This is a genomic window from Novosphingobium clariflavum, from assembly GCF_026420865.1.
GTDB classification, from domain to species: domain Bacteria; phylum Pseudomonadota; class Alphaproteobacteria; order Sphingomonadales; family Sphingomonadaceae; genus Novosphingobium; species Novosphingobium clariflavum.
Map to the genome: position 1 here is coordinate 1 of NZ_JAPCWC010000008.1, position 24,031 is coordinate 24,031.

Consider the following 24,031-nt stretch of genomic DNA (forward strand, 5'->3'; position numbering starts at 1 on the left):
AAAGGAAGTGGTTGTCAAAAAATGAGCGTTCAGCGAGTTAAACCCACTTCAAAGCGCGGAAGCAGTTCAATGCTCCGCGACAGGACATCGACCGGCCACTCCCCATAGGATTCTCCAACACTGCGTGGTGCGTGCCCTTGAAGGGCATCACGGACCTCCGGTTCAATACCTGCACGGCGAGCAAGCGTTTTGAACAGGTGCCGCCAACCGTGGTTCGGCTGCACATTCGGATCATCGACCCCAATCTCACGCACCCACGCCGCCAGCCTCTCCCCAACCTTCTTGCTATGTGCATTCCCCGCAGACCCACCGCGACCGCGAGCAGGATCGTAGAAGATTGGCCTATGGCCCGCACGCTGTGCAACCTTCAACACACCCTGCTCCAGCAAATGAGAATGCAATGGCACAATGCGGGCCTGCCCGCTCTTGGTCGATCCAGCCTCCGGGGTGATACGCATCGACCAGACACCCTCAATCACAGCGACATCAGAACCTCGCATCTGGGCGATCTCGCCAACGCGCGCGCCGCTATATGCGCATAGCCAAGGTATCCAACGCCGAGCGAGGGCATGTTCAGGGGCAATCCGGCCCTGATCATGCGAAAGCGATGCCAGCAATATCGTGCGTGCTTCAACCGAGGTGAAGCTGGCCCCCCGTGATCTCACACGCTTGGGCACCCGCACAGACACGCCAGCCGCCGGGTTGGTGCCGAGCTTCCGATTTTCGACAGCCCATGCGAAGACGACCTTAGAAGCGGCGAGGTAAACCTCCCGGATGGTGCGCCCACTGACGCCTTGATTCGCAAGAGCCTCTTTCCACCGGACGATGTCATCTGCACAGACACGCCCTCCGTCATCATGCCCGAGATGGCCGATGAGATGCGCGATTACAGGACGCCATCGCTTGATCGTAGAAGGTGCGGGCTGACGCTCGCGCACATAGCCATCGAATAGCTCCATGAGCTTTGACGACGATGAGCGACGCAAAGGTGAACTGACTGGCGTGATTGCACCGACGACGATAGCCGATGGTAGTGGAAGCATCTCATCCACCACCCCGAGCCTTGCCCGCTCGATCCGTGTCCGAAACTGATCAATGATGGGCGCAGCGAGACGATTGGCTTCGGACTTCGAAAGCCGCCCAAGGCGCTTCGTCAGACTCGATTTACCAATCGTGGATCGAAGCTTTTCAGGGACGATAATGCGGACTTCGAATCCGCCATCATTCGTCCTTCTGACATGCGTCATCAACCGCATTTTGTCGCACCACTTTGTCGCACCGGGGTGGTGAAAAGCGACGCTTTGTCAAAAGGTTGTGGTTCGACAATCCCTTAGGAAGTCGTGGCGGAGAGGGTGGAATTCGAATTCATGATCATTCACCGTCGGAAATGCGTGTAATTTGCATCCGGATTGCCCCCCGAATGCCCCCGTGGATGCCCCCGATTTCAGGAGCGAATTGACCTCGTCGACTTCCATTTTTCGATATCGGAGAGCGGCCACGCGACGCTGCGCCTCCCAATCCGCAGGGGTTTGGGAAACGTGTCTTCCTGCATGTATCGATAGATCGCGGACCGACTCAGGCCGGTTTCACGTTCGACCTCGGGGCGTCGCAACAGCGGGCCAATGCCCCCAGCCCGGGGAGCGGGTTGAGTGGTTTCAGCCATTGGCCTTCGATCCTTCTGATTTTGGAAAATGGTGCGCGACCAGGCCGCGCTTCAGGGGAGGCCGGTCGCAAGCGGCCTCCCCTTCCGCTTGAGGGCTCATTCCCTCAAACTCGAATTCTGTGTGGCACTCGCCCGTCATATCGCCGCCTTCGCCGGCACGGGCGCTTCGACGCGAACGAAGTCCATCACCAGCACTTCCGGGTTTGCGTCCCAGCTGCACGGCTTCTTCGAAAGCGAGAGGTTCTGGTTCCAGGCGCGCGCAAACGCGGTGGTATGGGTGAAGCCCTGGGCGCGGATCTCGTCGATCGTGATCGAATGCAGGCGCGCGCGGCCGACCCAAATCACCTGCAGATGCTGGCGGTGCCAATCGCGCAGGAGCTCGCGCGCGAATCGCCGGCGGCCGAGGCCGGGGCCGACACCTTCGACGTCGGTCACAAACGTCGGCCGCGCGCGCTTCAGCTGCGCCTGCGCCGACGAAATGTGATCGAACTCCAGCGGCAGGTGGAACGGCTCACGCACCCAAAGCAGTACGCCCGGCCGAATGTCGGCCAGGCGTCCGCCGATCGGGCGGTAAAGGCGAGAGAGGTAGCCATCAACGAGCCGCTCGATCTGGGGCTCGATGATGGTGAAGGGCTGGGCTTTCACTCAGCTACCTCCCTGCTTGCACTCTGTCCGGTTGCCCCGTCTTCGGGGGCGGTTGCGACACCGAAGGACAGCAGTGGATGAACCCAGCCCGGGTTCTGTTGAAGCGCGCCGGCCGTGGCGCCGGTCAGCACTTGATCGTTGAGCTTGTGCCACTCACGGAACGAGGCTTCCTCTACGTGCGGCTGTGCGAGCTCGAGGCGGCGCATCTTGGGAAACAGCGCCATGAACCTTGGCGTGGGCGACCAGTAACGGCGGATCTCGGCATCATCGACGCACGCGAGCTCCGCGATCGCGTCATGTGCGGCTACACGCCAGCCCGGCGTGTTTGCGGAGCGCAGAAGTGCAAGGCCCGCCAGCACAGCAGCGGCGCGCCGCTTCGTATGCTCAGGCGCCGAATGGAAGGCTGCGAGCGATTCCTCCGGCTGTTCCATCCGCATGAACGGCTCGGCCACGATGCGGTCGAGGGCATTTTCCCAGATGGCATGAGCCTCAGCATCTTCCACGAAGGGCGCTACGAAGTCCGCCGGCTCCTCCTCGTCGGATCCGCGCCAGGTCGAAGTCAGCCCCCGCGCACCGACATGGGTTTCGCCCACCGTCTTGCCGAGTTCGATACGCAGCTGGGCCCACACGATATAGTCGCGACCGATGGTGCCCGCTTCCTCGGCATCGTCCACCAGGATAGCGCGGAGGATCTCGCGACGAATCGAGCGCATGACATGCAGGCCCTCGGCCTTGACCCCATGCTCTTCCTTCGCGGCCGCCCGGGCAGCCATTGCATAGCCCGGGCTTGCCGAGGCATTGAATCCCGCTCCTGCAACAACCGTAGTGCTGATCGACGCCGCAGCCTTTGCCGCACTGGCGACCTGCCGTGGCTTTTGCTCGGCATCCCGCTTCGCCTTCCGGCTTGCCCACCAGTAGTGCGCTTCGGCCGCACCATCGTTGCCGATCTCGACGGTTGCAACGATGTCGCCGTCCGGAAGCTCAAGCTCCGAATCACTTTTCCCGGCGGCGGGAAAAAGCTCGAGGGCCGTATCTGCAAATCCATGGCTGCCCGGCGCGCTCGCCACGAAACGTAGCCCTGGCCGGCAAGTCATTGCCTTGATGCTCTCGCGGAAGTCCGCCAGCTTGCTCTCCGCGAGATCACGAAGAATGCCCTCGTCACTCACCCGGCCGCGCTCCGGACCATCGGCGAAAAGGTCGAGTTCGATCCGGCCGCCCTGCCCTTGGTAGATCTGGGGCCCGACGAACCGCAGAAGCCGCTCGAGCTCCGCATCGCCGACCTTCAGGTATGCGCGGATCCGCGACGGCGTGCGATCGTAGTCGCGCAGAGCAGAAAAGTGCTTCCAGGCCGCGCGCTGAAGATCCCGATCTTCGGTTGCCGCGTAAGCCTCTGCGACCTCGCTTGAAATGGTGCGATCGGCATAGGCAGCAAAAATCGCCGGCTCCAACTGCCCGAGGCGAAGCTGGCGCGCGACCCAGACCGCTTCCTGCCCGATGTTCGCAGCGATTGTCTCAACTGCAGCGCCTTCAACGTGCGCGCGCGCGATCGCCGCGTTGATTTCGTACGGCCGAAGATCCCGCCGCAGCAGGTTCTCGTGGAGAGACATCTGCGTGATCTGGGCCGGTGAAAGGTCCCGCAGGACGATATCGGTTTCGTGGTCTTCGGGCAGCGCGCCATCAGCGATCAGGCCTTGAAGCGCACGTAGCCGGCGGCCGCCCGCCAGCACACCATAATCGGCCTCGCTGCCTTCAGGCATGTGATGGGCGACCATGGGCAGCATCAAGCCGACAGTGCGAATCGACGCCTTCAGTGCGTCGACGCTCTCCGCGTCCTCCTGATTGGTGCGGACATTGGCAGGCGAAACAACCAGCTGACTCACTCGTACGGTAGCGTACGTCATTGCACGGCACTCCGGTGATTGGCCGCTTGGTCGCGCCTGGTGCGCTTGCGGCGGGGTTGGGGCTTCAGGGGAAAGGCGAGCTGCCTGCCCTCGCCCGGGAACTCGAGATCGAGCTCCGCGCATTCGGCGCAGGTGCAGAGGCGCTCGCGGCGCTTCACGGGCGGCGAACCTTCCGGCGCCGGTCCATTTCGTCCCAGAAGTAGCGATCCTCGGCCGACATGGGGCCGAGCGTGGTGCGGCGCGCGCGGCGCCGGCGGCCGATGATCTTCAAGACCATGGCCGCCGCGATCGCGCGGAGGATTGTCGAGCCGCCCCTGCGCATCAGTCGATGCCCAGCGCGGTTTTGTAGGTGTCCATGAGCATGTCCATTTCGCGGCGATCGTCCGGCTTCATCTTCCGGACGCGCACGATCTGGCGCATGATCTTCACGTCGTACCCGACGGCCTTGGCCTCGTTGTAGACGTCGCGGATATCGTCGCCGATGCCCTTCTTTTCTTCCTCCAAGCGCTCGACGCGCTCGATCAGAAGGCGGAGACGGTCGTTGGTGGTTTCAGCCATGAGCCGTCTCCACCGCGGGCAGATGGCGCACGTGCATCAGCTTTCCGAGAGAGCCGATCTTTCCATAAACGACATCGTCATTGATCGGATCGCCGTCGAAGCCTGACCGCATTGCGAATTCAAGGCAGGCTGGATTGCCCTCGCAATCCATCCAGGATTGCCCTGTAACCCGGTCCCACCAATCCTCGATCCAGTATGAAAAACCTTCGAATGAGCCGCTGGCGATCACGACCTTCTGACCCGCAAGCGGGTGCGCCTTCGAATGATGATGAGCGGCCCTCATGACTTGATCGTCACCACCGCGCCCATCTGCGGTGCGCCAAGGCCGGCACCGATCTTATGGGTCTTTTCAAATAGGTCCTGCATGCCAGCCATGGCGAGTTGCAGCGCAAGTTCAAACGACATCATCTTGATGCCGAAATCCGCCCCGTTGCTGGTCAGGCTCATGATCGTTTCCATCGCCTGCTCAGCGGCGTGGCAGGCAAGATCTGCAATTTGCGAAGCGCGATCAGCTGCAACGCCATTCTGAGTAAGCATGGCCCGCAGATCCCGCCGGGTCTGGTCAGTGTAAGTCGTCACGCAAATTCTCCCTGTCGGGTCGTGTGAACGTGGTCGTCGCCCAGGCAGCCGGTGCAGAGTGTTGGATCGCCCGCCACCCACCCGCAGGAGCCCGGGCAGGCGTCGTGCCAGGTGCAGCCGCAACTGCGGCAGATCTGCGGCTCAGGCAGACCGCTCGCCGGATCGAAGTGGTGGTGAAGCAGGAGGAGTTCGTAGACCTCGAGGTCGAACACCATGACCTGGCGAAGCAGGCGAGCCTGTTCGACCCGAAGGCAAGGCTCGTCGGCCTCAGCTGCGAACAGCCGTTCCTCGAGCTTCAGCAGATCGGCCGACGTGATCGTCCGGACGCGATCGCCGATAACGATCAACGCTGCCGCGACTTCGACCATATCGAGACCGGCCGCCTCGCGGCGCTTCCGGAGGTATGTTCCGGGTGACATCGGCATCGTAGACTCCGGACGCAGGAAAGCGCATCGAACAGCGAAGGCTGTACGAGCGCAGGGCTATTGGATTGCTTGCTTGGGGATCGCGCCGGTCAGCCGGGCGGCCCGGTCGCTTGCGTCATCATCTCGAGAAGGGTCAGGGCGCTGTGTAGCGCCTGGATAGCTTCCTCGACCTCTTGGATAGCCGCGCGCTTCTGACGCGGATCCACACCCGGTTGCGATGCCAGCACAAGCGCAGCGTGCGCTTCTCCGCCTTCCCGGATCGCATCAACAGCCAGACGGCCGAGAGCAACCTCGTTCGTAAAACGGAACATGCCGGCTTCATCGAGCAGATAGCCGTAGGTTTCGAAAAGCGGGGCTCCATCGCCACCGGCAGCCCGGTAGGCCAGATCCAGCTTAATAGCGTCGTCCAGCGGGATCTTCTCGCGCCGCAGCGGATCTCCCCAGGCGCGGACCATGCTCTCGCTGCGCGGCTTCCCATTCGGATTGCAGAGCAGTGCGGCCATAGCCGACCACCCGCCAGGGATCTCGCCGGCGATGCGCGCCAAAGCAGCATCGATAGTCAGCGGGGCGCGGCCTTTCGTCATGCCACTGCTCCGGGGCCGCCGAGAAGAGCGACGGCCCCTTCGGCTGACCAGCCTCGGGAAGTGGCGGAATCAGCAACGCTCAGCACAGCAGCGGCTGGAGCGACTGTGTGCAATTGCAGCATAAGCGACGGACGGATCGCGATAATTCCATGCCCCATGGTCGCAATCACCGTTCAAGCCCTCGAAGCGGATTATGGATGCCGTCAGCAGCGGCGGGGGTTTGCACTGCTGACGGCAATCCGCCCGACATGGGGACGGGCTTGGGTGAATCGGTTTCGAATAGCGCAGCAGCATCTGGGCGAAGTTCAGCCATCGGAATTCCGGTGGCTTCAGCCACCGTGGGGACATATTCCAATGGGAGAGGCTTTTCGCTCTTCAGCCATCCAAACACCACTGACTGGCGCTTTCCGATCAATCGCGCGAATGCGGATTGCGAGCCTATGGCTCTAACGGCGCGCGCCAAAGGCGTACTGGATGAGTGCTCTATCGGCATTCCGTTTACTAACGACATGCCGATAGATGAGTCAACGGAATACTTGCGTTGGCGCTATCGCGTTTTCGATAGATAGCGGTTCGATGGGCCTCGGCGAACGAATAAAAGACCAGCTTGCGGTCATCGGCATGTCGCAGTCGGAGCTGGCGCGCCGAATCGGCGTGAGACAGAGCACAATAAATGGACTGATTCGCGGCGAGCAGCGCTCCACGACGAAGCTCCACCTGATTGCACGTGAGTTGCAGACAACTTCCGCTTTCCTTTCTGGAGAGACGGACGATCCGGAAGCTGAAGGCTCGGACTCCGCAATCACCTCAGAAGATCGAGAAATTCTGGAATTGATGCGCGCCCTTCCCCCAAAGGAACGCGCTGCAGCCCTGGTATTGATTAGGTCACTGGCCACCAGCGCGAAGTCGCCGAGCGTCCATGGATAGGGGCATCATGCCATGGGGGTGGGGTACTACATGCTGAAATCTCGATCTGCGCTCTGCGGAGCTATAGGTTGCGCACTATTTTCAGTGGCTGTAACTGGCTGCAATTTTCTCGGCATGCCGGATGATCCTGCTGCGATTTGCTCAAATCCGCAGGTACTTCAAGACTTGGTAAAGCCGGGTCACGATCCAGAATTCAAACGCCCAGAGTTGGCGACCGCATGGGCGGAGGCCACAGAACGGATTGGCGCGAATGGCTTATCCAATATTCTTCTGGAGAAGTTCGATCCCCAGACGAAACGGGCCGAATGCTCGGCGTCTGTGAACCTGGCTGGTATTCCTGAAGATACCGCCAGACTACTCTTAGCGAGCGACTTCGCGAACAACCCCGCAATTCAAGTTGGTTCGTTGAGCGGAAAGCTGGATATCCGTGTTCACTATTCGGTCGCCCCACTGGCCAATGGCAGCAGTGCACTGATCGGCTTCGATGACCCTGAAGGCATGGCGAAACTTGCGCTTGATATGGCCATCCTGCTGGCTGGGCCGCTAAAGAAGCACGACTACCCTGAGCCGACTGATGGCGGGACCGAGGACACACCGACTGAGCCTGGATCGTTGTTAACGACGCCCCTAAGCACAGACGAACCCACCTTGTATCATTCTCCGACCGACGGAATCACGGAGAGCCCGACAATATGAACCGATACAAAGGCGTAGAACTTTCTAGCCGCTACGAGCTCGAAGCCGAATTCGCCGAGATGATGCGAGTGGTCGATGCATTGAGCCCACTCCTGTTAAGCCGTGTCCAGCAAATCTGGTGCGACTCCAAGGCTGGTGCCTGCTACGCAGTCACGATGCGCGCCGGCCCATGGGACGATAGTTTCGCCACCGGAATCCACGCCGTATTCATGACCCAAGGCGGGCACAACGGCATCGCCATTCAAGGCGGACCGCGAGAGATTTTCATCGAGCCGGAATGGGAAGGTGACGAGTTGGACGACCCAGATCGGTAGCACTATTTTCGTATAGTATGGGTTTACATCACCGTAAATCCATACTATACACTCCTCATGGAAATCGAAACCGTCTCGCACAAGAACCTTCGCAAGTTTCTCGAGACCGGGAAGGCGAAGGGCCTGATCGAGCCGGAGCGGATCACCGACATGATCGCCTTCATCGTTGCGGCCGCCACTTTCAACGAACTGACTGTCCCGCCGAACTTTGGTTTCCATGCCCTGACCGGCGATCGCGCTGGCACTTTCGCCATGACCGTAACGCGGAATTGGCGCCTGACATTCACCAAGGTCGACGAGCAGACAATCGCCGACCTCGATCTCGAGGACTATCACTGATGGCGATCAAGGTTCACCACTCGATCTTCGTCCACCCGGGCCCCTGGCTTCGGCGCCAGTTCATCGAGCCGTATCACCTGACCGTCCAGGCAACGGCGACCGCGCTGGGCGTGACCCGCGTGGCAATGAGCAACCTGCTCAACGGCAAGGCCGCCCTCTCCGCCGAGATGGCACTGCGTTTCGAAAAGGCATTCGGGATCTCGGCCGATACGCTGATGCGCATGCAAACCGCCTACGATCTTGCCCAGGTGCGAGAGCACGGGGACGAGCTCGTCGTCGAGCGCATTGCCAAGGCCGCCTGATACTGGTGAAAAGCGGGGGTACATCCCGGGGGTACCGGCCGTTTCCGGCTATCGCCGAAACCGCAGAACCCTGCGGCTTTGAGCCTTAGGCACGGCGGACGGACTATCCGCCGTTTCGGTCCTTGGGGCACGGTTCAGAGCGCCAGTTCAGTTACCCCAACTTCACACACCGATTCTGGAAGACCAGGCTCGAAAGGCACAACCAAGGCGCCGTGCGCAGACTGATGTGCGAAGTCGATATCGACCGCGCAGGTCCAGGTGCTCATTCGGTCGGCACTTAATGCGAACCCACCGCCGGGGCTTATCAGGCGAAATCGCCCGTCTGCCTTCTGCACCAACGCATATCCATCGCCACCATAAGCATCAACAACGGACGCGCGCCCCTCATTTGGGATATTCAGCACCCGAATGTTCTGCGAGGTTGCACTTACGCCTTCAATGATCAGCAGCGTCGTACTGCGCTCGGCTTGGAAAACTTGCTCGATCGAAATGTACGATGTGCTGTTACCCGGCTCACATTCGCTGCTGAGCGCGGGGATAGTTTTGCCCGCTAACTGATATTCGTATCGCCCTTCGTCGGCACCATTCTCAGGCTCGCAACTAACAGATAATTGCCCCCTCACAGTGTGAGATGAACTGGATTGAGCATGCGCAGGGACCGAGGCGCTCACCACTACTTGCGCGCACACTGTGAGCAACGCAGCGAGCAGCTTGAAATGCGCAGCATTCATGCAGTTTGGCTTTCCTCTGAGAACTGCGTCGAAGTCGAACTTTCCTGCGATTACTGGCGTGCGACGGGACTGAATGACGCCCTCAATCACTCGCCAACCCCTTTTCAACCAGTTCGCGGAGAGCGGCCGATCTCGGCTGGGATCGAAAAGCGGCATAGGCGTCTATTCGGGCCGTGAGGTCCGATGGTGAACGGAACGATAGCATGGGGTCGACGCCGGTTGCTGGGCGCCCCCTATTTTTCGTATTACGTTTATTCGTTGACGCCATAGATTAAACGTAATACGAAAAATGCGGAGCGACGCAAGGGGCCTAATCCTTGCGCCGCTCCTTACCAACACCGATCAACTGGAGATCGAGCATGGCTACCGCTGCCTCTACCATTCACGCCGTTTCCGCCAATGCCCAAACGTGGCTGCACCGTATACTTGCGCCATTCATCCACAGCGACACCCCGGCTGCACCCACATCAATCTCCACGACAATCGTCGACATGCGTCTGATTCTCCGGCGGATCGAGCATGCGCGCCGCGAGCACCCGCGCTGGGATAGCCGTTACCTGGCTCAGACTGTGCGTCGGGCCGTAATCGCACCGCTTGAGGAGTTGGACCTGGCCGACAATCTTCACCGGCTGCGGCACGGCGCTATCTTCGCGTTGGCACCGATCGCAGAGATTGGACGATCCCATGCGCGCGCTGCAGTCAATATCGAGCGAGAACTGGAAGAAGCTGCACAACTGGTGCGCGCTGCGATCGCCGACGCCGAAGCTTCGCGAGACTAGCCCCTGTAAATCCCCTGAATTCTTGCTATGTTCTGCTCTGCGGGGCCGGGGCAAACCACGATGACAACAGGGAAACATGGCGCCGATGCGCGAGGTGGCAACTGACGCCTCGCTTCGGCTGAGGCCTGAGATGACGAGCCGGCGCCTGCTGGTGTTGGCTTTCGTCCGGAACTACATCGAACGATGGGGCGAAAGCCCCTCCTACGGCGAGATCGCGAACGGTCTGGCCATCAGCGCCACGCGGGCGCGGCAACTTGTGAAGGCGCTGGTCAAATCCGGCCAGCTGCTCCGCAAGGCCGGCCCGCGTGGCCTTTCCCTTCCGACGCAAGTTGAGGACGCAATCCGCCAACTGCGCGAACTCGGCTGGCAGGTCGATGATGCGATTGGCCTTGCCCTGCCCCCCTGCGCAGATTCGTCTCTGCTCGCGCCACCAATGCTGGACTACCACCCTGATCCTTAGGCGGAGACACAGGGTAAATGGGGAAAGCAAAAACACGGCGCATACGTGAGCGGGCCAAAGAACCGGCGCACCTGCAATCCCCCGGTTACAGACGATGGGCAGAACGTCATCCGCGCCAGGCGCGCGCCGAGGAACAGCTTCAGCGCTACAACGCCTCGACGAAAAAGAACTGGGCGCACCAAACCAGCGGCACTCCGGAAACCCATGCAAAGGCCGCGGCAACGCGCCAAGGCGCCGTCGCCCGCCTGTTCGAAACCGGCGACATCGATGCATTCCAGCTGTCGGCCGCCGTTTCGATCGCCGCGACGCACGCGCGGATAACTGGCGATGTCACCGTCAGCACTGTGAGCTTCGAAACGCGTGTTGACCAAAGCGGACGAGCAGATGCCGCCTTCTTCGAAAAACTCGGCACCGTAAGGGCCGAAGTTGCGTACACAAATTGGCGTCGAAGCATCGAGCACCAGGCACTGGTGTTCGCGATCCTCATCGATGACGTCGGGATCTCTATCGCGGCCAAGCGCTTCGGAATGCGCAATTCGCGGGCCAAGAGGATCCTGATCGACGCGCTCAACGCATGGGAGCGATTTTCGATCGAAGCCTGCAAGGCCATCGACAACGCAACCTTGGCCGCTGCCCAAGCGGGAATTCTCTAACCTTCAGCCCGGCGTTGCCACATTGCGCGGGAGGCGCACTCACCATGAAGTTTGCGAAATCCATTATGTCCGCGCTTGCCGTCGCGGTCCTTACTGTTCCACTTGCGGCATGTGACACGGATCGCTGCCAAACAGCCAGCAACCCCGCAGAATGCCGGCAGTGGAGCGACGCCGGCGGAGACATCGACGATTACTTGATCGGTGGCATGGCCGGCTACGCTATCGGCCGCATCACATCTGGCGGCCAACAGCAGACGTATCTGTATCGTGATCCGGGGTATCATGGCACCTACCGCCCGATGCATTCGCCGATCGGCGGACGCGATCTGCAGATCAGGCGCCTGGAGAGCAAGGTGCGAGCGCAACGGGCTGAACTGACCCGCCAACAGGCGGCCAACGCCGCAAAAAAGCGCGAGATCAACAATCTTCGGTCCGCGAAGGCATCGAGTTGGAGATTCAAGCCTAGCCGGTCTTCCCCCTCCTCCCGATCATCGTTCCGGAAAAAATAGGCCCCTGCGCAAAAACGACCCTGCCATTTCGTCACCTGAAGCGGCAAATCCGACCCCGCGATAGCTGCGTCCATCCTCGGTGGGCGGCAGTCTGAAGCCCGAGAAAGCCCGTCGACCATCTGGTTGGCGGGCTTTTTGCGTCAACAGGGGAAGTACATGACGAAGAAGGCCCATATCCTCGACAAGCGTGCGAGGCAGCGTGCCTCCGTCGGCTTCTCGCCGGTCCCGAACGTGCGCGTCGCGCAGGCCCTGCAGATCGCCTACCTGGAGCAGATCAAACTGGGCCTGACGCCGACCCAGGCGATGGAAGAAGCAGAGCGCGCCGTTGCGCGCCAACTGCCGCCAGTGCCGTTCGGGCGCCGCAGCTATCGCCTTCCCAAGCCTTCCCGCAGCGATGATCCGGCCTATCGCAAGCCGATCCGCGTCAAGCGTCACCTGTCGTGCTCCGCCGCGTAGACGCCCGGCCGAGCCTTGCGGCTCAGCTAGATGAGCAGCGCTGCCAGCTCGACGAGATCCTTTCGGAGCTTCAACTGGGCGTACGCAGCGCTGGCCATTACGACGCGCTCGAGGAGCGCGCCAGTTCAGTAGCACGCGGCATCACCGCGGCATTTCGAAGCAATCGGAGTTCTCCGACATGATCGACCTTCAACGCGCCGCGCTGCTTGCCAAAGGCGATGACAAATTCGCCGTCACCGTATCCCGCAGCTGGCTACGGGAAGTTGTTGCCGAGCTTGCTGCGAGCCGCGCTGATGCAGCGCGCCGGCAGCCGATCGTGCCTCACCTCGATGTTGTCCCGCTCGCCGCAGCCCTCACCCAGTAGTCGTGTCGGCCGTCCTTTCGTATGTGACCGATCTGGCCGGCCCTGCCGGCAACGTCACGTTCCATCGTGAGCGCCAATGGGGACACGGCACCTTCAGGGGACATCGGCACACAATAGCGCTGGAGTTTGTCGGGGGTGCAAAAGTTACCGCCGCCGAAGCGTTCATCGTGGCGTTCCCCGCCCATGAGTTTGGCCTCGCCGACGTACTCGTTGCCGAAGCGGCAGTCGTTCATGTCGATCGTGACCTTCGGCCGGCGCCCAGCACTCTCGTCACGATCTGCATTCTCACGCTTGAGACTGCCTGAATTCCGCCGCCCACAATTTCGAGGAACCCGCACGTGAGCGACCAGGACAAGCAATTACCCGGCCGCCGATCCATCGACGGCCATACCTACTTTGTCGCTGGCGACGGCTCCCTCATCCCGGAGGGTACCGTCAAGACGGCTGACAAACTGCAAGACGAGATCGTTCGACGGATCATCGGTGGCGCGCTGCCGCTCTCGACGTTGGTATCCGACTTCCGCCAGAAGACGCTGGACGAGGTCGACGAGTTCGTTGTTCTTCTCGAACAGGAATACGGCGCACGCCGCGGTGGGTCGAAGGGCAACCTGACCTTCACCAGCTTCGATGGCCTCCTGAAAATCTGCGTGCAGGTGAGCGAGAACGTCGTGTTCGGACCGGAACTGCAGGTCGCCAAGGGCTTGGTCGATCAATGCCTTCGCGAATGGTCCGCCGGCAGCCGTGATGAGATCCGCGCGATCATCAACCGCGCATTCGATGTCGACAACCAGGGCCGGATCAACCGCAACGATCTCTTCAGCCTGCTTCGGCTCGAAATCGAAGATGCCCGCTGGCAGGACGCCATGCGCGCCATCCGTGACAGCATCCGCGTGGTTGGCTCCAAGCGCTACGTTCGGATGTATCAGCGTACCGACCCGAAAGCAGGCTGGTCCGCGATCTCGATCGACGTTGCCGCGGGATAGGAAGACCGGATGACCGTCATCCGTGCTGATTTCGATCTGTCCGTGCTGCAGCGCGCCGCTCGCGCATTCGGCACCGAGCAGATGCCTTTCGCCGAGGCGCTCGCGCTGACGCGGCTCGCCAAGGGTGTTTCGGCAGAGGAAAGCCGGGCTGTCGTCGACACATTCGACAATCCGACGCCCTTCACCCAGAAGGCGTTTACCGTCCGCGCAGCGACCAAGGCAGTGCCCATCGCCTATGTCAGCGCCAAGGACATAGCAGCACAGTACCTCGCGCCCTATGTCTTCGGCGGCGAACGCTCCCTCGGGGCAAAGCGCACTATGCTCGTTCCCAAGGCGTCCGGCACGAACCAATACGGGAACCTGCCGCGCAACAAGCTCAAGACCCTCAAGGGCAAGCCTAACGTGTTCGTAGGTACGGTCGCGACGAAAGGCGGGCAGCAGATCGCCGGCGTGTGGCAACGTCCCAGCGCCAGCGCCGGCCGGGGTAAACGGAACTCTGGGCGCGCTGCCCAGTCCGGACTGAAGCTGCTCATCCGCTTCAGCGACACGACTGAGGCTCCCAAGCACCTTCCATTCTTTGAGCGCGCCAGGGCGTATGTGGCACGGCACGCTGCCGACGAGTTCCGCGCGGCCCTCCGACAAGCGCTCGCATCATCTCGGAGACGTTCATGATCCCTTGGTTTATCGTCAACCTCATCGGAAGTGTTGCCAATCTGTTCGGTTACAACGTGTATTGCCGGGCAACGGGCAACAGCTGGCAGTGGGGAGCCGATCGCGTCTACTTCTTGAAGCGCGAGCCTGGCGAACCACGCCCCTCCTTGATGCCCAGGTCCGACAAGGGACGGTCCCGATGATCCATCGCCTCCCTCCATGGCTCGTGGCCCTTCTCGACCTGCTCGCACTGGTCTGGGCCCTGAAGGCCGCGGGCTGACACCCCCGACCATGCCCAGCCCTTCGGGACCATCCCCATGCCTTTTGGGTCCCTCCCGGGGGTCTGACTACGTGGGTATTGCGCGACCGCGTTGTGTGCCCAGCTACGGGTTCAAAAAGTTGGTTGCGGGGGCAACCTGATCCTCACGGGGCGCTATGACGACGGTATCGCTGACCGCTTACGCCGCCATGCACGGCGCAAGCCGCCAAGCTGCGGCGAAGTGGAAATCCCGCGGCGTTCTGGTCTTTTCCGGAGAGAGCATCGACATTGCAGCATCCGATGAGAGGATGCGTAAGGCTGGCCTAGGCCGGTTCAAGGACGGGGCGCAGACGGCGCAACCGACACCCGCAACCGCAACCCGCAACCGCAACCCGGTTGCGTCTGAGGTTGCGGTTGCGGTTGACGAGGTGGTCGACGACCTGCGCGCCGCCGCTGACGGTGGAGAGATCGACGAAGACATCGCCGGCGGCTTCATCGAGCAGCTGCTCGCCGGCCAGTTCAGAACCAAGGTTCAGGCCAGCGCGATCAAGGAAAACGCGCTCGCGCTGAAGCATCTCCTCGTGGCCCAAAAGGAGGCCAGCAAGCTTATCGAGATCGAGGTCGCAGAGTCGGTCATCTTCGAAGACCGGCGCGCGGCGCGCGATGCCTGGATGGCATGGCCCGGCCGCTTCGCTCCGCTGCTGGCCGCAGACCTCGACATCGATAGCGCCAAGCTCACGGAAGCGCTGAAGCCGTATGTCCATCAGCAGCTCGACGAGCTCGGCGAGCCGCTGCTCGACTTCACCGGAGACGGAGAAGGCTGAACGGCTGCGCCGGGCAGCGCGCCGAGGCTGGACGCCGCCTCCCCGCATCAGTCTGCCAGAGTGGGCGGACCGCTTCCGCGTCCTGGCGCGCGAAGCCGGCAGCACATCGGGTAAATACCGAACTGGGCGCGTGGAAATTGCGCGCGGACCGATGCTCGCAGCCACCGAGCCCGGGGTTCGTAAGATTTCGGCGATGGTCGCCACGCAGCTGCTGAAGACCACGCTGATCGAGAACATCGTGGGCTTTCATGTCCACCTCGATCCCTGCCCCATGCTGATCGTGCAGCCAAAGGATGCGGCAGCAGAGCAGTTTTCGAAGGAACGCGTAGGACCATTCATCAAAGCCACGCCGGCTCTCCGCAAGCTGGTAGGCCAGACCAAAAGCCGCGATGCCGGCGACACGATCGACTACAAGGCCTTTCCCGGTGGCTTCCTGGGCATCGTCGGCGCCGGCAGTCCGGACAACCTTGCACGCCGCCCCGTCCGCATCGTGCTTTGCGACGAGGTCGACAAATACCTTCCGCTGAAGGAGGGCGATCCCCTCGCGATCGTCGAGGAACGTCAGGCCACCTTTGATTCGAACTCGCTCAACGTTGCGGTCTGCTCGCCGACCGTTACCGGCGAGAGCAAGATCGAGGTTCGCTACCTTGCTTCGGACCAGCGCCGCGCTTCGGTCGAATGTCCGGAGTGCGGGCACCGTCAGTTCCCCGACTTTTTCACCCACGTTCACTGGGACAAGGGCGCTGACGACAACTCACACCGGCCGGAAACGGCGCGGGTCTACTGCGAGAAGTGCGGCGTTGGCTGGACTGAAGGGCAACGCCTCCGCGCGTTGACAACGATCCGCTGGCACCAAACGCGGCCGTTCCAATGCTGCGACCAGTGGCAGGTGCCGCAAGAGGCCTACACAGCTGCCGTAACCGAAGGGCATCCGGATCCGCTCGGCCTGGTCTGGGATTGGTGGGAAAGCCCCCGCCACGCGGTTTATCGGGCCCGATGCCGCGAATGTGGCGACTGGGCAGTTTCGAACGAGCACGCGGGCTTCCAGGCCGGCAAACTGTTCAGTCCTTGGGCAAACGATGCCCCGCCGCGCCAAGCGGCAAAATGGCTGGCAGCGACCGACGAGGACGGAAAGCAGACCTTTTACAACACGCAGCTTGCGCGGACCTACCGGCAGAACGTCGGCAAGGCCATGAACCCGGATACGCTCACTGCAAGGCGCGAGATCTGGGCCGCTCAGGTTCCCGACGGCGTTGCCGTCATCACCTGCGGCATCGACGTCCAGGACTACCGTGTAGAGCTTGAAACCGTCGGTTGGGGGCGCGACGAGGAAAGCTGGTCGATCGACTACGAGATCTTCGACGGCGAGTTCGACGATCCTCGGCTCCAGGCCCGCCTGGACGAGTACCTGCAGAAGAAGTTCTACCGTGCTGACGGTCGCCCTTTCGCGATCCATGCAGCGTGCATCGATACCGGCGGCCACCATACCAACGCCGTCTACGAATTCGCAAAAGCTCGCCTGGGCCGCTTCATCTGGGGCGTAAAAGGCGAGAGCGCGCGAACAGGACAGCGTAACCCGGTCTGGCCTACCAAGCGGCCATCGTCCCGGAGCAAAAAGACCTACCGGCCGATCATCGTCGGCGTGAACGCGGCAAAGGACACGATCCGCAACTATCTCGGCAAGGACCAACCCGGGCCGGGGTACATGCATTTCAACGTCGATCGAGATGCGATCTACTTCGCCCAGCTGACAGCCGAACAGATCGTCCTGAAAGTCATCGGCGGCCAGAAGTTCCGGATCTGGGAACTTCCAGGCGGCCGCGCGAACGAAGCGCTCGACTGTCGTGTCTACGCCTACGCGGCACTGCACGGCCTGATGCACCGCAATTTCAAGCTGAACCGCGAGGCTGATCGGGTCGGCGCAACCGTCGAGGGTCAGACCATCTTGCCGCCGCCGGACACGCCGGCCGTCGCCACGAACACCGAAGCCACCGGCCCAACAATCACCGCTGCCCCAGCAGAGCGGCCGAAGAAGCGATCACTGGGCGCGATGCTTGCCCGAGGAGCATAGAATGAGCGTATTTGCGGGCATGCCGCGCGAGCAGCTGCAAGCCGCTCTCACCGCCGCGCAGCAGGCGCTGATCGAGCTTCAGACCGGCAAGGCCTTCGCCTCCGTCTCGTACTCGCAGGGCGACGGCGCGAAGGCAGTGACCAGGCGCGTTACTACCGTGGCCGAATGCACGGCCCTCATCGCCCAGCTGCAATCGGCCCTCGGCATGCGCCAACGCCGACGCGCCTTCAGGTTTGTCTTCTGATGGAGGCTCCTGTGAGGATCCTCGATGCGCAGGGGAACCCGATGGCGCCTGCCCGCCGGCCGGCCATGGGTCTCGCCGGCGGCGGCCGCAGCGTACCCTACGACGCGGCAGATCTGCTCGGTTCCCATACCCGGGAGTGGCAGCCCTATCTGTGGTCGCCGGATGGCGAGCTCAATCCGTGGCGCGACACCATCGTCGCCCGCATGCGCGACCTGGTGCGAAACGATGGCTGGGCATCCGGCGCGGTAACCCGCATCTTGGACAATGCCGTCGGCGCCAACTTCCGGCCGATCGCAAAGCCAGACTATCGCGCGCTCGCCATTCTGACGGGCATCAAGGGCTTCGACGAACAGTGGGCCTATGAATACTCGAAAGCGCTCGATGCCAGCTACCGCACCTGGGCGAACAGCCGGGGCCGGTGGTGCGATGTTCAGCGGCGGCAGTCGGCATCGCAGCTTTTCAGGCTCGGCTTCCGTCACAAGCTGATCGACGGCGACGCGCTGGCGATGCTCCAGTGGCGACCGGAGCGTCTCGGCCGCGGTCGAGCGCGCTACGCCACCGCGCTGCAGATGATCGATCCGGATCGGCTGTCCAACCCGAACTACAAGTTCGACGATCAGCTGATGCGCGGCGGCTGCGAAGTCGACGACGATGGCGTTACCGTTGGCTACCACGTGCGCCGGGCTCATCAGGGGGATTGGTTCTCGGCGGCAGACAGTCTGCGTTGGGACCGCATCGAGCGTGAGACCGAGTGGGGCCGCCCCGTCATGGTCCACGATTTCGACACGGAACGCTCCAACCAGCACCGTGGCGGCGTAGGGATCCTCGGCCCCGTCATGACCCGCCTGAAGATGCTCTACCGCTACGATATCGCGGAGCTGGATTCGGCGATCCTCAATGCAATTCTCGGGGCTTGGCTTGAAAGCCCCTTTGACCAGGAGTTCGCTCAGGAAGCGCTGGAAGGTGGCGACAAAATTGGCGCGTACCAAGACGCACGTCTGGACTATCACGAACAGGCGAATATCCGCGTTCCTGGCACCGGCTCGATCCTTCCCAAGCTGTTCCCGGGCGAAGGCATCAAAACACTTGATGCCAAACGGCCCTCAACCAACTTCGCCACTTTCGAAAAAGCGGTGCTTCGCAACGTAGCGTCGGCCGCCGGCATGTCCGCGCAGCAGGTCAGCAATGACTGGAGCGACGTGAACTATAGTTCGGCGCGCGGTGCCATGCTCGAGTTCTGGAAAACGATGACCCGCCGGCGCGACGATTTCGCCGCCGGCTTCTGCCAGCCCATTTTCGGCGCAGTCGTCGAGGAAGCGCACGAGGTCGACGATCTCCCCCTGCCCGCAGGCGCGCCGGAATTCCTCGAACATCCCGAGGCCTATTCCCGAGCCAAGTGGATCGGTCCCGGCCGAGGCTGGATCGATCCGGTGAATGAGGTGAAGGGCGCCATCCTCGGCATGGATGCCGCCGTCATGGATTACGACGAGATCTGCGCCGAGCAAGGCGTTGACGGCGACGACATGATCCTCGCGCGCAAGAACACCATCCGCCGGTTCAAGGAAGCCGGGCTCGAGCCGCCCAGCTGGGCCGGCATGGGCCTCAACGACGTCCCGGCCAACAAGACGATCGAGGATCCGTCCCCGCAATGACCCGCTTCGCCAACCTCGCCACCCGTCTGTTCAACACGCCGCTCGCCATCCACCCTCGCAAGGCCGAGGTTGTGATGGCGGGTCTGGCCGAGCGCCTCGGCATCACCAGTATCGCCCACCTCGACGGCGCGCCGGTGCGGCCGCAAGCGTGGTTCGACGACGATGATGATTTCTTCACCGGCGGCCGCGAAACGCGTGCAGACCCGGGCTATGACGTCTTCAACGGCGTTGCCGTGCTGCCGGTTTCAGGCACGCTGGTCCACAAACTGGGCTCGCTCCGCCCATGGTCGGGCATGACCGGCTATGACGGCATTCGCCAGGCGTTCCTTACAGCGCACGATGATCCGGACGTTTCGGCGATCGCCTGTGTCTATGATTCCGGTGGCGGTGAAGTCGCAGGATGCGCCGACCTCTTCGAAACCATGCTCGACATGCGTGGCAACAAGCCCTGCTGGTCGATCCTGTCTGAAAGTGCCTATTCGGCTGCCTACTGGCTTGCCTCGACCGCGGACAAGGTCATCGTGCCCCGCACCGGCGGTACCGGCTCGATCGGTGTGATCTGCATGCACGTCGACTGGTCCGAAGCGCTTTCGAAGGCCGGTATGAAGGTCACCTTCATCACGCCGGAGTGGGCCGAACGCAAAGCCGACGGGCACGCTGAGATCCCACTCAGCGCCGAAGCCCTGGCCAACTTCCAGGCGGAGATATCCGCCATGGGCGAGATATTCGCGGACTCGATTGCACGTGCCCGCGATCTCACAACAGACAAGGTCAAGGCCCTGAAGGCCGGGACTTTCATGGGCGCACTCGGCGTCACCCACGGCCTGGCCGATGCGGTGATGGCGCCCGAGCAGGCCTTCGCAGCCCTGCTGGCCGAGGCCGCCTGACCACCAGTACTTACCGGAGACACCCGATGTCGAAGAAAACCCTGGCGACGGGAACGTCCCCGTTCGCCCACCTGCTTTCCGGCTTCCGCGGCGCCAAGCGCGCGGAGGACGATGAACCCGAAATCCCCGGGGGCGAAGAGACCGAAGAGGAACGCGAAGCCTCGGAAGACGACGAGCAGCCCGACGACGAGGCCAAGAAGGCCCGTCGTGCCCGCAAGGCCAAGCGCGCTGAAGACGATGACGAAGATCAGGATCCCGAAGCCGACGACGGCGACGAGGACGAGATCGGCGCCGAGGAAGACATGGACGAGGACGAGCGCAAGGCATTCCGTCAGGGCGTTGCCCTCGGCCGTGCGCGCGAGAATTCGCGATGCGCCCGCATCTTCGGCCATCAGGGCGCCGGCCCGCGTCCGGATCTCGCTGCCACCCTCGCCTTCGGCACCCGCAACAGCAGCGCTGAAGCGGGCCGCATCCTCGGCACCGTGGGCGAAGGCAAGCAGCCACGCGGCTCCGGCCTCGATGCCCGCATGAACGCCCGCCGCGAGGCACGCCCCGGCGCCGACGTGTCTTCGTCGACGTCCTCCAAGCCCAATTTCGGCGAGCGCGTTGCCGCGGCCGTGAAGAAGGCCGGCCGCTAAGGCTGGCCCCTCAGGAGTAACACCATGGTCACCCCCACCAACTACGGGAACAACCCGTTCCAGCCCGGCATGCAGCAGGACGTGTTCGTCCCCGACCAGCTGATCGCTGGCGATCTGAAGGTCGTTACCAAGACCGGGACGATCGCGGCCGGCGCCGGCGTGCTGAAGCGCGGTACCGTGCTCGGCCAGATCTCGTCCGACGGCACCTACAAGACTGCCCTGCTGGCCTCGAGCGATGGCTCGCAGACGCCGGTAGTCATTCTTGCCGACGACGTTGACGCCAGCGGCGCTGCCGTCCTGGCCGGCCTCTATCAGATGGGCGAATTCAACGGCAATGCGGTCACCCTGGGCACGGGCATCACCCTTGCCGCCGCAACGGCCGCGCTCGAACTGAAGAACATCTATCTGAAGACTTCGGTCTCGGCCGCCGACCCGACCTGATCGGGCCTTTCATCCCAACACCATTGTAGGGCGCCTCCGGGCGCCCTTTTCTATTTCAGGAGGGCTGAATGGCCGACTCTCTCTCGTATACGACCGCGGAAATCGTCCAGGTCGTTCCCAACCTCAAGGTTGCGCAGAACTTTCTGCTCGACCGCTTCTTCCCCAATCTCGTCGAATTCGACACCGAGGAAGTCGCGATCGACGTCGATGTCGGTCTGCGCCGCATGTCTCCGTTTTGCTCTCCCCTGGTCGAAGGCAAGCTGGTCGAACAGCGTCGCTACCAGACCAACAAGTTCAAGCCGGCCTACATCAAGGACAAGCGCGCACCGGATCTTCGCAAGCCGGTCCGTCGCCAGATCGGTGAACGCATCGGCGGCGAGCTCTCCGGCGAAGAGCGCATGATGGCAAATCTCAACTTCGAGATGAGCGATCAGGTCGACATGGTGAACCGCCGCCTCGAGTGGATGGCCGCCAGCGCCCTCACCTCCGGCACCATCACGATTTCGGGCGATGGCTTCCCCACCACCGTCATCGACTTCGGCCGCGCATCCATTCTGACCGTCGCACTCACCGGCGCCGCGCGCTGGGGCCAGACCCTGAACCCCGCCGGCCGTGACACGAACATCGTCGGCCAGATCGACGGTTGGGCTGCCGCGATCCTGAAATCGTCGGGCGCTGTGGTCACGGACCTCGTGTTCACCACCACGCCCTGGTCGAAGTTCACCATGGCGGAAGGTGTCCAGGGCGCGATCTACTACCCTGCCCTTGCCAGCCAGGGTAACGAGATCAACCCGGGCTCGCAGGTCAAGGCCGGCGCCGTCTACAAAGGCCGCTGGGGCCAGTATGACCTCTGGGTCTACAACGACTGGTACATCGACGCGAACGGCGTTGAGCAGCCGATGCTTGCCGACGGTACCGTCATCATGTCGGGTGGCGATGCCCTTATGGGCACCCGCGCCTTCGGCATGATCATCGATCCGCGCTTTGCCTATGGTGCCATGGCTTACGCGCCGAAGACCTGGATCCAGGAAGATCCCGCACAGCAGATGCTGATGATGCAGTCGGCTCCGATCGTCATCCCGAGCCGCGTCAACGCCTGCCTTTGCGCAACCGTGCTCTGAGCCCGGCCCACCACCTCCCTCGCATCTGAAGGAACACCACTATGGCAACTGCCAAGAGCACTTCCGCGACCTCGGAAGACGATACCGCCGCCGATACGGCCGAATTCACCGTGGCACCCCGCCGCACCGTCCATATCGACGGTAAGGATTTCGGCCCGGGCCAGACCGTCTCGCTCGATCCGACCGAAGGCGAATATCTGCGCGCCCGCGGCTTCTTCACCGAGGATGACGGCACCGTTGCGGTTTCGGCCTCCGGCCCGGCCGTGAATCAGGAAGACGGCGTCCGCAAGGACGAGGCCTGATCCGTGTCGATCGACTGGGATGACCTTGTCCTCGGCCCGGCGATGGGCCTCTTCGGAGAAAAGGTCATCTACACACCGCGCGGGGGCGCCCCTGTGACGATCCCCGACGCGGTGTTCGACGAGGAAGCGATCGAGCTTCAGCTGGACCAGGATGGCCAAACGACCACCCAACGCCGTCCCGTTCTGGGAATTCGCGCAAGCGCCCTGCCCGTCGAGCCGAAACAGGGCGACCGGGTGCAAATCGTGAAGACCGGCAAGGTCTACGTGGTGCGCGAGCCCATCCCCGATGGCCACGGCCACGTACACCTCAAGCTGATGGCCACCGCATGACAACCTCCCTGGACCTCCTCGATCTCGTCCACGCCGCCATTTTGGCTGCCGGTACCGACGCAGATGACCGGATTTACCGACCGGGCGACTGGCCGTCGCAGCAGTCAACAGCGCCGCAGATCAAACTGCGGTTGCTGAGCGAGAACCGTGCATCGATTTCGCGCAGCGGTGCACCACAGTTCACCACGACTGCAACGATCCGTGCGTTTCTTGAGCTCCAAGAACCGGCTTCGGAGGATGACGCCGGCGCCGGCATCGCTGAAGCCGCCGTCTGGAAGCTGAAGCGGCAGGCCGAGGTCGCAGTGGTCAACTCCTATCCGTTGATGCTGCAGATCCAGCAGATCGCCAGCATCCGCGCGCAGTTCGCATTCAAGGCCGAAGCCGCGATGCACCTGGCCATGGTCGTCCTCGATCTGGATCTCGAGTTCTACGAAGGCCCCGACAACTTCGCGCCAGTGCTTGCCGAGGATCTCGATGAGATCTCGCTCACCGCCACCAATTACCCGCCCGTCACCCTGACCGCGGGGCTCACCGAGTAAACAGGAGACCGCCATGCGCGTAGTCAGCGTGCCGGGACGACGCATCGTCGACCCGGTGACCCGCCGCGTCGTCGACGAGCGAGGAATCGTCGTCAATCCCCACGATCCGCACTGGACCCGCCTCATCGATGACGGTGACGTCGCGATCGGCGCCGACGAACCCGTCAGCACCGCCGATGCCGAGGGCGAGAAGGAGTAAGCCCC

38 protein-coding genes are annotated in these 24,031 nt (G+C 62.5%); 26 read left to right on the top strand and 12 right to left on the bottom strand.

Translation table 11 applies throughout. From position 1 onward, the window contains the following. Window positions 1-29: 29 nt before the first annotated feature. The 11 genes from OKA11_RS12495 to OKA11_RS24680 all read right to left on the bottom strand — a co-directional run bounded on the left by OKA11_RS12495 (window position 30) and on the right by OKA11_RS24680 (window position 6,866). Window positions 30-1,256, bottom strand: a complete 1,227-nt coding sequence (locus OKA11_RS12495) for a site-specific integrase (RefSeq protein ID WP_267220704.1) — start codon at window positions 1,254-1,256, stop codon at window positions 30-32. Window positions 1,257-1,444: 188 nt separating this feature from the next. Next, window positions 1,445-1,663 carry a helix-turn-helix transcriptional regulator gene (locus tag OKA11_RS12500; RefSeq protein WP_207079096.1) on the bottom strand — a complete coding sequence of 73 codons (219 nt, stop codon included), beginning with the start codon at window positions 1,661-1,663 and terminating at the stop codon, window positions 1,445-1,447. 135 nt (window positions 1,664-1,798) lie between these two features. Beyond that, window positions 1,799-2,308 (bottom strand): hypothetical protein, encoded by a 510-nt coding sequence (locus OKA11_RS12505; protein WP_267220709.1) that lies wholly within the window; start codon window positions 2,306-2,308, stop codon window positions 1,799-1,801. Next, the gene (locus OKA11_RS12510) at window positions 2,305-4,209 is read right to left on the bottom strand and encodes a ParB/RepB/Spo0J family partition protein (protein WP_267220711.1); all 1,905 of its coding nucleotides are present in this window, start codon (window positions 4,207-4,209) and stop codon (window positions 2,305-2,307) included. Before OKA11_RS12510 ends, OKA11_RS12505 begins: the two co-directional genes overlap by 4 nt. Window positions 4,210-4,363: 154 nt before the next feature. Next, a complete protein-coding gene (locus OKA11_RS12515) occupies window positions 4,364-4,486 on the bottom strand; it encodes a hypothetical protein (RefSeq protein WP_267220713.1) in 123 nt (40 codons plus the stop codon). Between the two features lie 44 nt (window positions 4,487-4,530). Further along, window positions 4,531-4,767 carry a DUF2312 domain-containing protein gene (locus OKA11_RS12520; protein ID WP_267220715.1) on the bottom strand — a complete coding sequence of 79 codons (237 nt, stop codon included), beginning with the start codon at window positions 4,765-4,767 and terminating at the stop codon, window positions 4,531-4,533. Further along, window positions 4,760-5,050, bottom strand: coding sequence for a hypothetical protein (locus OKA11_RS12525; protein WP_267220717.1), 291 nt, complete (start codon window positions 5,048-5,050; stop codon window positions 4,760-4,762). Before OKA11_RS12525 ends, OKA11_RS12520 begins: the two co-directional genes overlap by 8 nt. Continuing rightward, on the bottom strand, window positions 5,047-5,346 hold the full coding sequence (locus OKA11_RS12530) for a hypothetical protein (RefSeq protein ID WP_267220719.1): 300 nt from the start codon (window positions 5,344-5,346) through the stop codon (window positions 5,047-5,049). The genes OKA11_RS12525 and OKA11_RS12530 overlap by 4 nt, the downstream gene beginning before the upstream one ends. Continuing rightward, window positions 5,343-5,771, bottom strand: coding sequence for a RodZ family helix-turn-helix domain-containing protein (locus OKA11_RS12535; protein WP_267220721.1), 429 nt, complete (start codon window positions 5,769-5,771; stop codon window positions 5,343-5,345). Before OKA11_RS12535 ends, OKA11_RS12530 begins: the two co-directional genes overlap by 4 nt. 89 nt (window positions 5,772-5,860) lie before the next feature. Further along, the gene (locus tag OKA11_RS12540; protein WP_267220723.1) at window positions 5,861-6,355 is read right to left on the bottom strand and encodes a hypothetical protein; all 495 of its coding nucleotides are present in this window, start codon (window positions 6,353-6,355) and stop codon (window positions 5,861-5,863) included. A 166-nt stretch (window positions 6,356-6,521) separates the two neighbouring features. After that, a complete protein-coding gene (locus OKA11_RS24680) occupies window positions 6,522-6,866 on the bottom strand; it encodes a transcriptional regulator (protein WP_379489246.1) in 345 nt (114 codons plus the stop codon). Window positions 6,867-6,931: 65 nt separating this feature from the next. Between OKA11_RS24680 and OKA11_RS12545 the strand changes: the two genes are divergently transcribed. Genes OKA11_RS12545 through OKA11_RS12565 form a run of 5 tightly spaced genes read left to right on the top strand, consistent with a single transcriptional unit; the run spans window position 6,932 to window position 8,933 of the window. Then, the gene (locus OKA11_RS12545) at window positions 6,932-7,282 is read left to right on the top strand and encodes a helix-turn-helix domain-containing protein (RefSeq protein WP_267220725.1); all 351 of its coding nucleotides are present in this window, start codon (window positions 6,932-6,934) and stop codon (window positions 7,280-7,282) included. A 30-nt stretch (window positions 7,283-7,312) separates the two neighbouring features. Next, complete coding sequence (locus OKA11_RS12550; RefSeq protein WP_267220727.1) at window positions 7,313-7,978, top strand: hypothetical protein; 666 nt, start codon at window positions 7,313-7,315, stop codon at window positions 7,976-7,978. Continuing rightward, window positions 7,975-8,292, top strand: a complete 318-nt coding sequence (locus OKA11_RS12555; RefSeq protein ID WP_267220729.1) for a hypothetical protein — start codon at window positions 7,975-7,977, stop codon at window positions 8,290-8,292. The genes OKA11_RS12550 and OKA11_RS12555 overlap by 4 nt, the downstream gene beginning before the upstream one ends. Window positions 8,293-8,349: 57 nt before the next feature. Next, window positions 8,350-8,631: a type II toxin-antitoxin system RelE/ParE family toxin gene (locus tag OKA11_RS12560; RefSeq protein ID WP_267220732.1), complete on the top strand. Its 282-nt coding sequence runs from the start codon at window positions 8,350-8,352 to the stop codon at window positions 8,629-8,631. Continuing rightward, the gene (locus OKA11_RS12565; RefSeq protein ID WP_207079113.1) at window positions 8,631-8,933 is read left to right on the top strand and encodes a HigA family addiction module antitoxin; all 303 of its coding nucleotides are present in this window, start codon (window positions 8,631-8,633) and stop codon (window positions 8,931-8,933) included. Before OKA11_RS12560 ends, OKA11_RS12565 begins: the two co-directional genes overlap by 1 nt. 134 nt (window positions 8,934-9,067) lie before the next feature. Here OKA11_RS12565 and OKA11_RS12570 read toward each other — a convergent pair whose 3' ends face one another. Continuing rightward, entirely contained in the window at window positions 9,068-9,754 is a 687-nt protein-coding gene (locus OKA11_RS12570) for a hypothetical protein (RefSeq protein ID WP_267220736.1), read from the bottom strand. Window positions 9,755-10,023: 269 nt separating this feature from the next. Between OKA11_RS12570 and OKA11_RS12575 the strand changes: the two genes are divergently transcribed. The 21 genes from OKA11_RS12575 (at window position 10,024) to OKA11_RS12675 (ending at window position 24,026) form a co-directional block, all read left to right on the top strand. After that, on the top strand, window positions 10,024-10,443 hold the full coding sequence (locus OKA11_RS12575) for a hypothetical protein (protein ID WP_267220738.1): 420 nt from the start codon (window positions 10,024-10,026) through the stop codon (window positions 10,441-10,443). Window positions 10,444-10,519: 76 nt separating this feature from the next. After that, window positions 10,520-10,903, top strand: coding sequence for a LexA family protein (locus OKA11_RS12580; RefSeq protein WP_267220740.1), 384 nt, complete (start codon window positions 10,520-10,522; stop codon window positions 10,901-10,903). 17 nt (window positions 10,904-10,920) lie between these two features. Continuing rightward, window positions 10,921-11,556, top strand: a complete 636-nt coding sequence (locus OKA11_RS12585; protein WP_267220742.1) for a hypothetical protein — start codon at window positions 10,921-10,923, stop codon at window positions 11,554-11,556. Between the two features lie 44 nt (window positions 11,557-11,600). Then, window positions 11,601-12,065 carry a hypothetical protein gene (locus OKA11_RS12590; protein ID WP_267220745.1) on the top strand — a complete coding sequence of 155 codons (465 nt, stop codon included), beginning with the start codon at window positions 11,601-11,603 and terminating at the stop codon, window positions 12,063-12,065. A 156-nt stretch (window positions 12,066-12,221) separates the two neighbouring features. Next, entirely contained in the window at window positions 12,222-12,521 is a 300-nt protein-coding gene (locus tag OKA11_RS12595; RefSeq protein ID WP_267220747.1) for a hypothetical protein, read from the top strand. A 178-nt stretch (window positions 12,522-12,699) separates the two neighbouring features. Further along, window positions 12,700-12,885, top strand: a complete 186-nt coding sequence (locus OKA11_RS12600) for a hypothetical protein (protein WP_207079122.1) — start codon at window positions 12,700-12,702, stop codon at window positions 12,883-12,885. A gap of 23 nt (window positions 12,886-12,908) precedes the next feature. Next, window positions 12,909-13,190 carry a hypothetical protein gene (locus tag OKA11_RS12605; protein WP_267220750.1) on the top strand — a complete coding sequence of 94 codons (282 nt, stop codon included), beginning with the start codon at window positions 12,909-12,911 and terminating at the stop codon, window positions 13,188-13,190. 33 nt (window positions 13,191-13,223) lie between these two features. Then, window positions 13,224-13,868, top strand: a complete 645-nt coding sequence (locus tag OKA11_RS12610; RefSeq protein WP_267220752.1) for a DUF3164 family protein — start codon at window positions 13,224-13,226, stop codon at window positions 13,866-13,868. A 9-nt stretch (window positions 13,869-13,877) separates the two neighbouring features. Further along, complete coding sequence (locus OKA11_RS12615) at window positions 13,878-14,540, top strand: hypothetical protein (RefSeq protein ID WP_267220754.1); 663 nt, start codon at window positions 13,878-13,880, stop codon at window positions 14,538-14,540. 414 nt (window positions 14,541-14,954) lie between these two features. Beyond that, window positions 14,955-15,602: a hypothetical protein gene (locus OKA11_RS12620; RefSeq protein ID WP_267220756.1), complete on the top strand. Its 648-nt coding sequence runs from the start codon at window positions 14,955-14,957 to the stop codon at window positions 15,600-15,602. Continuing rightward, entirely contained in the window at window positions 15,535-17,673 is a 2,139-nt protein-coding gene (locus tag OKA11_RS12625; RefSeq protein WP_267220758.1) for a phage terminase large subunit family protein, read from the top strand. Before OKA11_RS12620 ends, OKA11_RS12625 begins: the two co-directional genes overlap by 68 nt. A 1-nt stretch (window position 17,674) precedes the next feature. Continuing rightward, window positions 17,675-17,917, top strand: coding sequence for a gpW family head-tail joining protein (gpW, locus tag OKA11_RS12630; protein WP_267220760.1), 243 nt, complete (start codon window positions 17,675-17,677; stop codon window positions 17,915-17,917). Between the two features lie 11 nt (window positions 17,918-17,928). Beyond that, a complete protein-coding gene (locus OKA11_RS12635) occupies window positions 17,929-19,569 on the top strand; it encodes a phage portal protein (RefSeq protein WP_267220762.1) in 1,641 nt (546 codons plus the stop codon). Further along, window positions 19,566-20,456, top strand: coding sequence for a S49 family peptidase (locus OKA11_RS12640; RefSeq protein WP_267220764.1), 891 nt, complete (start codon window positions 19,566-19,568; stop codon window positions 20,454-20,456). The genes OKA11_RS12635 and OKA11_RS12640 overlap by 4 nt, the downstream gene beginning before the upstream one ends. A 26-nt stretch (window positions 20,457-20,482) precedes the next feature. Beyond that, on the top strand, window positions 20,483-21,094 hold the full coding sequence (locus tag OKA11_RS12645) for a hypothetical protein (RefSeq protein WP_267220766.1): 612 nt from the start codon (window positions 20,483-20,485) through the stop codon (window positions 21,092-21,094). Between the two features lie 24 nt (window positions 21,095-21,118). Further along, window positions 21,119-21,535 (top strand): head decoration protein, encoded by a 417-nt coding sequence (locus tag OKA11_RS12650; RefSeq protein ID WP_267220768.1) that lies wholly within the window; start codon window positions 21,119-21,121, stop codon window positions 21,533-21,535. Window positions 21,536-21,603: 68 nt separating this feature from the next. Continuing rightward, window positions 21,604-22,656, top strand: coding sequence for a major capsid protein (locus tag OKA11_RS12655; RefSeq protein WP_267220770.1), 1,053 nt, complete (start codon window positions 21,604-21,606; stop codon window positions 22,654-22,656). Window positions 22,657-22,697: 41 nt separating this feature from the next. Next, window positions 22,698-22,958: a hypothetical protein gene (locus tag OKA11_RS12660; protein ID WP_207079133.1), complete on the top strand. Its 261-nt coding sequence runs from the start codon at window positions 22,698-22,700 to the stop codon at window positions 22,956-22,958. Window positions 22,959-22,961: 3 nt separating this feature from the next. Further along, the gene (locus OKA11_RS12665) at window positions 22,962-23,288 is read left to right on the top strand and encodes a head-tail joining protein (RefSeq protein ID WP_267220773.1); all 327 of its coding nucleotides are present in this window, start codon (window positions 22,962-22,964) and stop codon (window positions 23,286-23,288) included. Next, window positions 23,285-23,827: a hypothetical protein gene (locus OKA11_RS12670; RefSeq protein ID WP_267220775.1), complete on the top strand. Its 543-nt coding sequence runs from the start codon at window positions 23,285-23,287 to the stop codon at window positions 23,825-23,827. Before OKA11_RS12665 ends, OKA11_RS12670 begins: the two co-directional genes overlap by 4 nt. A 13-nt stretch (window positions 23,828-23,840) precedes the next feature. Then, a complete protein-coding gene (locus OKA11_RS12675) occupies window positions 23,841-24,026 on the top strand; it encodes a hypothetical protein (protein ID WP_207079136.1) in 186 nt (61 codons plus the stop codon). Window positions 24,027-24,031: the final 5 nt, after the last annotated feature.

What these genes read in the sequence shown, in the direction of transcription:
- OKA11_RS12495 (WP_267220704.1), bottom strand. Translation starts at nt 1,256, where the DNA reads ATGCGGTTGATGACGCATGTCAGAAGGACGAATGATGGCGGATTCGAA.
- OKA11_RS12500 (WP_207079096.1), bottom strand. Translation starts at nt 1,663, where the DNA reads ATGGCTGAAACCACTCAACCCGCTCCCCGGGCTGGGGGCATTGGCCCG.
- OKA11_RS12510 (WP_267220711.1), bottom strand. Translation starts at nt 4,209, where the DNA reads ATGACGTACGCTACCGTACGAGTGAGTCAGCTGGTTGTTTCGCCTGCC.
- OKA11_RS12515 (WP_267220713.1), bottom strand. Translation starts at nt 4,486, where the DNA reads ATGGTCTTGAAGATCATCGGCCGCCGGCGCCGCGCGCGCCGCACCACG.
- OKA11_RS12520 (WP_267220715.1), bottom strand. Translation starts at nt 4,767, where the DNA reads ATGGCTGAAACCACCAACGACCGTCTCCGCCTTCTGATCGAGCGCGTC.
- OKA11_RS12525 (WP_267220717.1), bottom strand. Translation starts at nt 5,050, where the DNA reads ATGAGGGCCGCTCATCATCATTCGAAGGCGCACCCGCTTGCGGGTCAG.
- OKA11_RS12535 (WP_267220721.1), bottom strand. Translation starts at nt 5,771, where the DNA reads ATGCCGATGTCACCCGGAACATACCTCCGGAAGCGCCGCGAGGCGGCC.
- OKA11_RS12540 (WP_267220723.1), bottom strand. Translation starts at nt 6,355, where the DNA reads ATGACGAAAGGCCGCGCCCCGCTGACTATCGATGCTGCTTTGGCGCGC.
- OKA11_RS24680 (WP_379489246.1), bottom strand. Translation starts at nt 6,866, where the DNA reads ATGTCGTTAGTAAACGGAATGCCGATAGAGCACTCATCCAGTACGCCT.
- OKA11_RS12545 (WP_267220725.1), top strand. Translation starts at nt 6,932, where the DNA reads ATGGGCCTCGGCGAACGAATAAAAGACCAGCTTGCGGTCATCGGCATG.
- OKA11_RS12550 (WP_267220727.1), top strand. Translation starts at nt 7,313, where the DNA reads ATGCTGAAATCTCGATCTGCGCTCTGCGGAGCTATAGGTTGCGCACTA.
- OKA11_RS12555 (WP_267220729.1), top strand. Translation starts at nt 7,975, where the DNA reads ATGAACCGATACAAAGGCGTAGAACTTTCTAGCCGCTACGAGCTCGAA.
- OKA11_RS12560 (WP_267220732.1), top strand. Translation starts at nt 8,350, where the DNA reads ATGGAAATCGAAACCGTCTCGCACAAGAACCTTCGCAAGTTTCTCGAG.
- OKA11_RS12565 (WP_207079113.1), top strand. Translation starts at nt 8,631, where the DNA reads ATGGCGATCAAGGTTCACCACTCGATCTTCGTCCACCCGGGCCCCTGG.
- OKA11_RS12575 (WP_267220738.1), top strand. Translation starts at nt 10,024, where the DNA reads ATGGCTACCGCTGCCTCTACCATTCACGCCGTTTCCGCCAATGCCCAA.
- OKA11_RS12580 (WP_267220740.1), top strand. Translation starts at nt 10,520, where the DNA reads ATGGCGCCGATGCGCGAGGTGGCAACTGACGCCTCGCTTCGGCTGAGG.
- OKA11_RS12585 (WP_267220742.1), top strand. Translation starts at nt 10,921, where the DNA reads ATGGGGAAAGCAAAAACACGGCGCATACGTGAGCGGGCCAAAGAACCG.
- OKA11_RS12590 (WP_267220745.1), top strand. Translation starts at nt 11,601, where the DNA reads ATGAAGTTTGCGAAATCCATTATGTCCGCGCTTGCCGTCGCGGTCCTT.
- OKA11_RS12595 (WP_267220747.1), top strand. Translation starts at nt 12,222, where the DNA reads ATGACGAAGAAGGCCCATATCCTCGACAAGCGTGCGAGGCAGCGTGCC.
- OKA11_RS12600 (WP_207079122.1), top strand. Translation starts at nt 12,700, where the DNA reads ATGATCGACCTTCAACGCGCCGCGCTGCTTGCCAAAGGCGATGACAAA.
- OKA11_RS12615 (WP_267220754.1), top strand. Translation starts at nt 13,878, where the DNA reads ATGACCGTCATCCGTGCTGATTTCGATCTGTCCGTGCTGCAGCGCGCC.
- OKA11_RS12620 (WP_267220756.1), top strand. Translation starts at nt 14,955, where the DNA reads ATGACGACGGTATCGCTGACCGCTTACGCCGCCATGCACGGCGCAAGC.
- OKA11_RS12625 (WP_267220758.1), top strand. Translation starts at nt 15,535, where the DNA reads ATGTCCATCAGCAGCTCGACGAGCTCGGCGAGCCGCTGCTCGACTTCA.
- gpW (WP_267220760.1), top strand. Translation starts at nt 17,675, where the DNA reads ATGAGCGTATTTGCGGGCATGCCGCGCGAGCAGCTGCAAGCCGCTCTC.
- OKA11_RS12640 (WP_267220764.1), top strand. Translation starts at nt 19,566, where the DNA reads ATGACCCGCTTCGCCAACCTCGCCACCCGTCTGTTCAACACGCCGCTC.
- OKA11_RS12645 (WP_267220766.1), top strand. Translation starts at nt 20,483, where the DNA reads ATGTCGAAGAAAACCCTGGCGACGGGAACGTCCCCGTTCGCCCACCTG.
- OKA11_RS12650 (WP_267220768.1), top strand. Translation starts at nt 21,119, where the DNA reads ATGGTCACCCCCACCAACTACGGGAACAACCCGTTCCAGCCCGGCATG.
- OKA11_RS12655 (WP_267220770.1), top strand. Translation starts at nt 21,604, where the DNA reads ATGGCCGACTCTCTCTCGTATACGACCGCGGAAATCGTCCAGGTCGTT.
- OKA11_RS12660 (WP_207079133.1), top strand. Translation starts at nt 22,698, where the DNA reads ATGGCAACTGCCAAGAGCACTTCCGCGACCTCGGAAGACGATACCGCC.
- OKA11_RS12670 (WP_267220775.1), top strand. Translation starts at nt 23,285, where the DNA reads ATGACAACCTCCCTGGACCTCCTCGATCTCGTCCACGCCGCCATTTTG.
- OKA11_RS12675 (WP_207079136.1), top strand. Translation starts at nt 23,841, where the DNA reads ATGCGCGTAGTCAGCGTGCCGGGACGACGCATCGTCGACCCGGTGACC.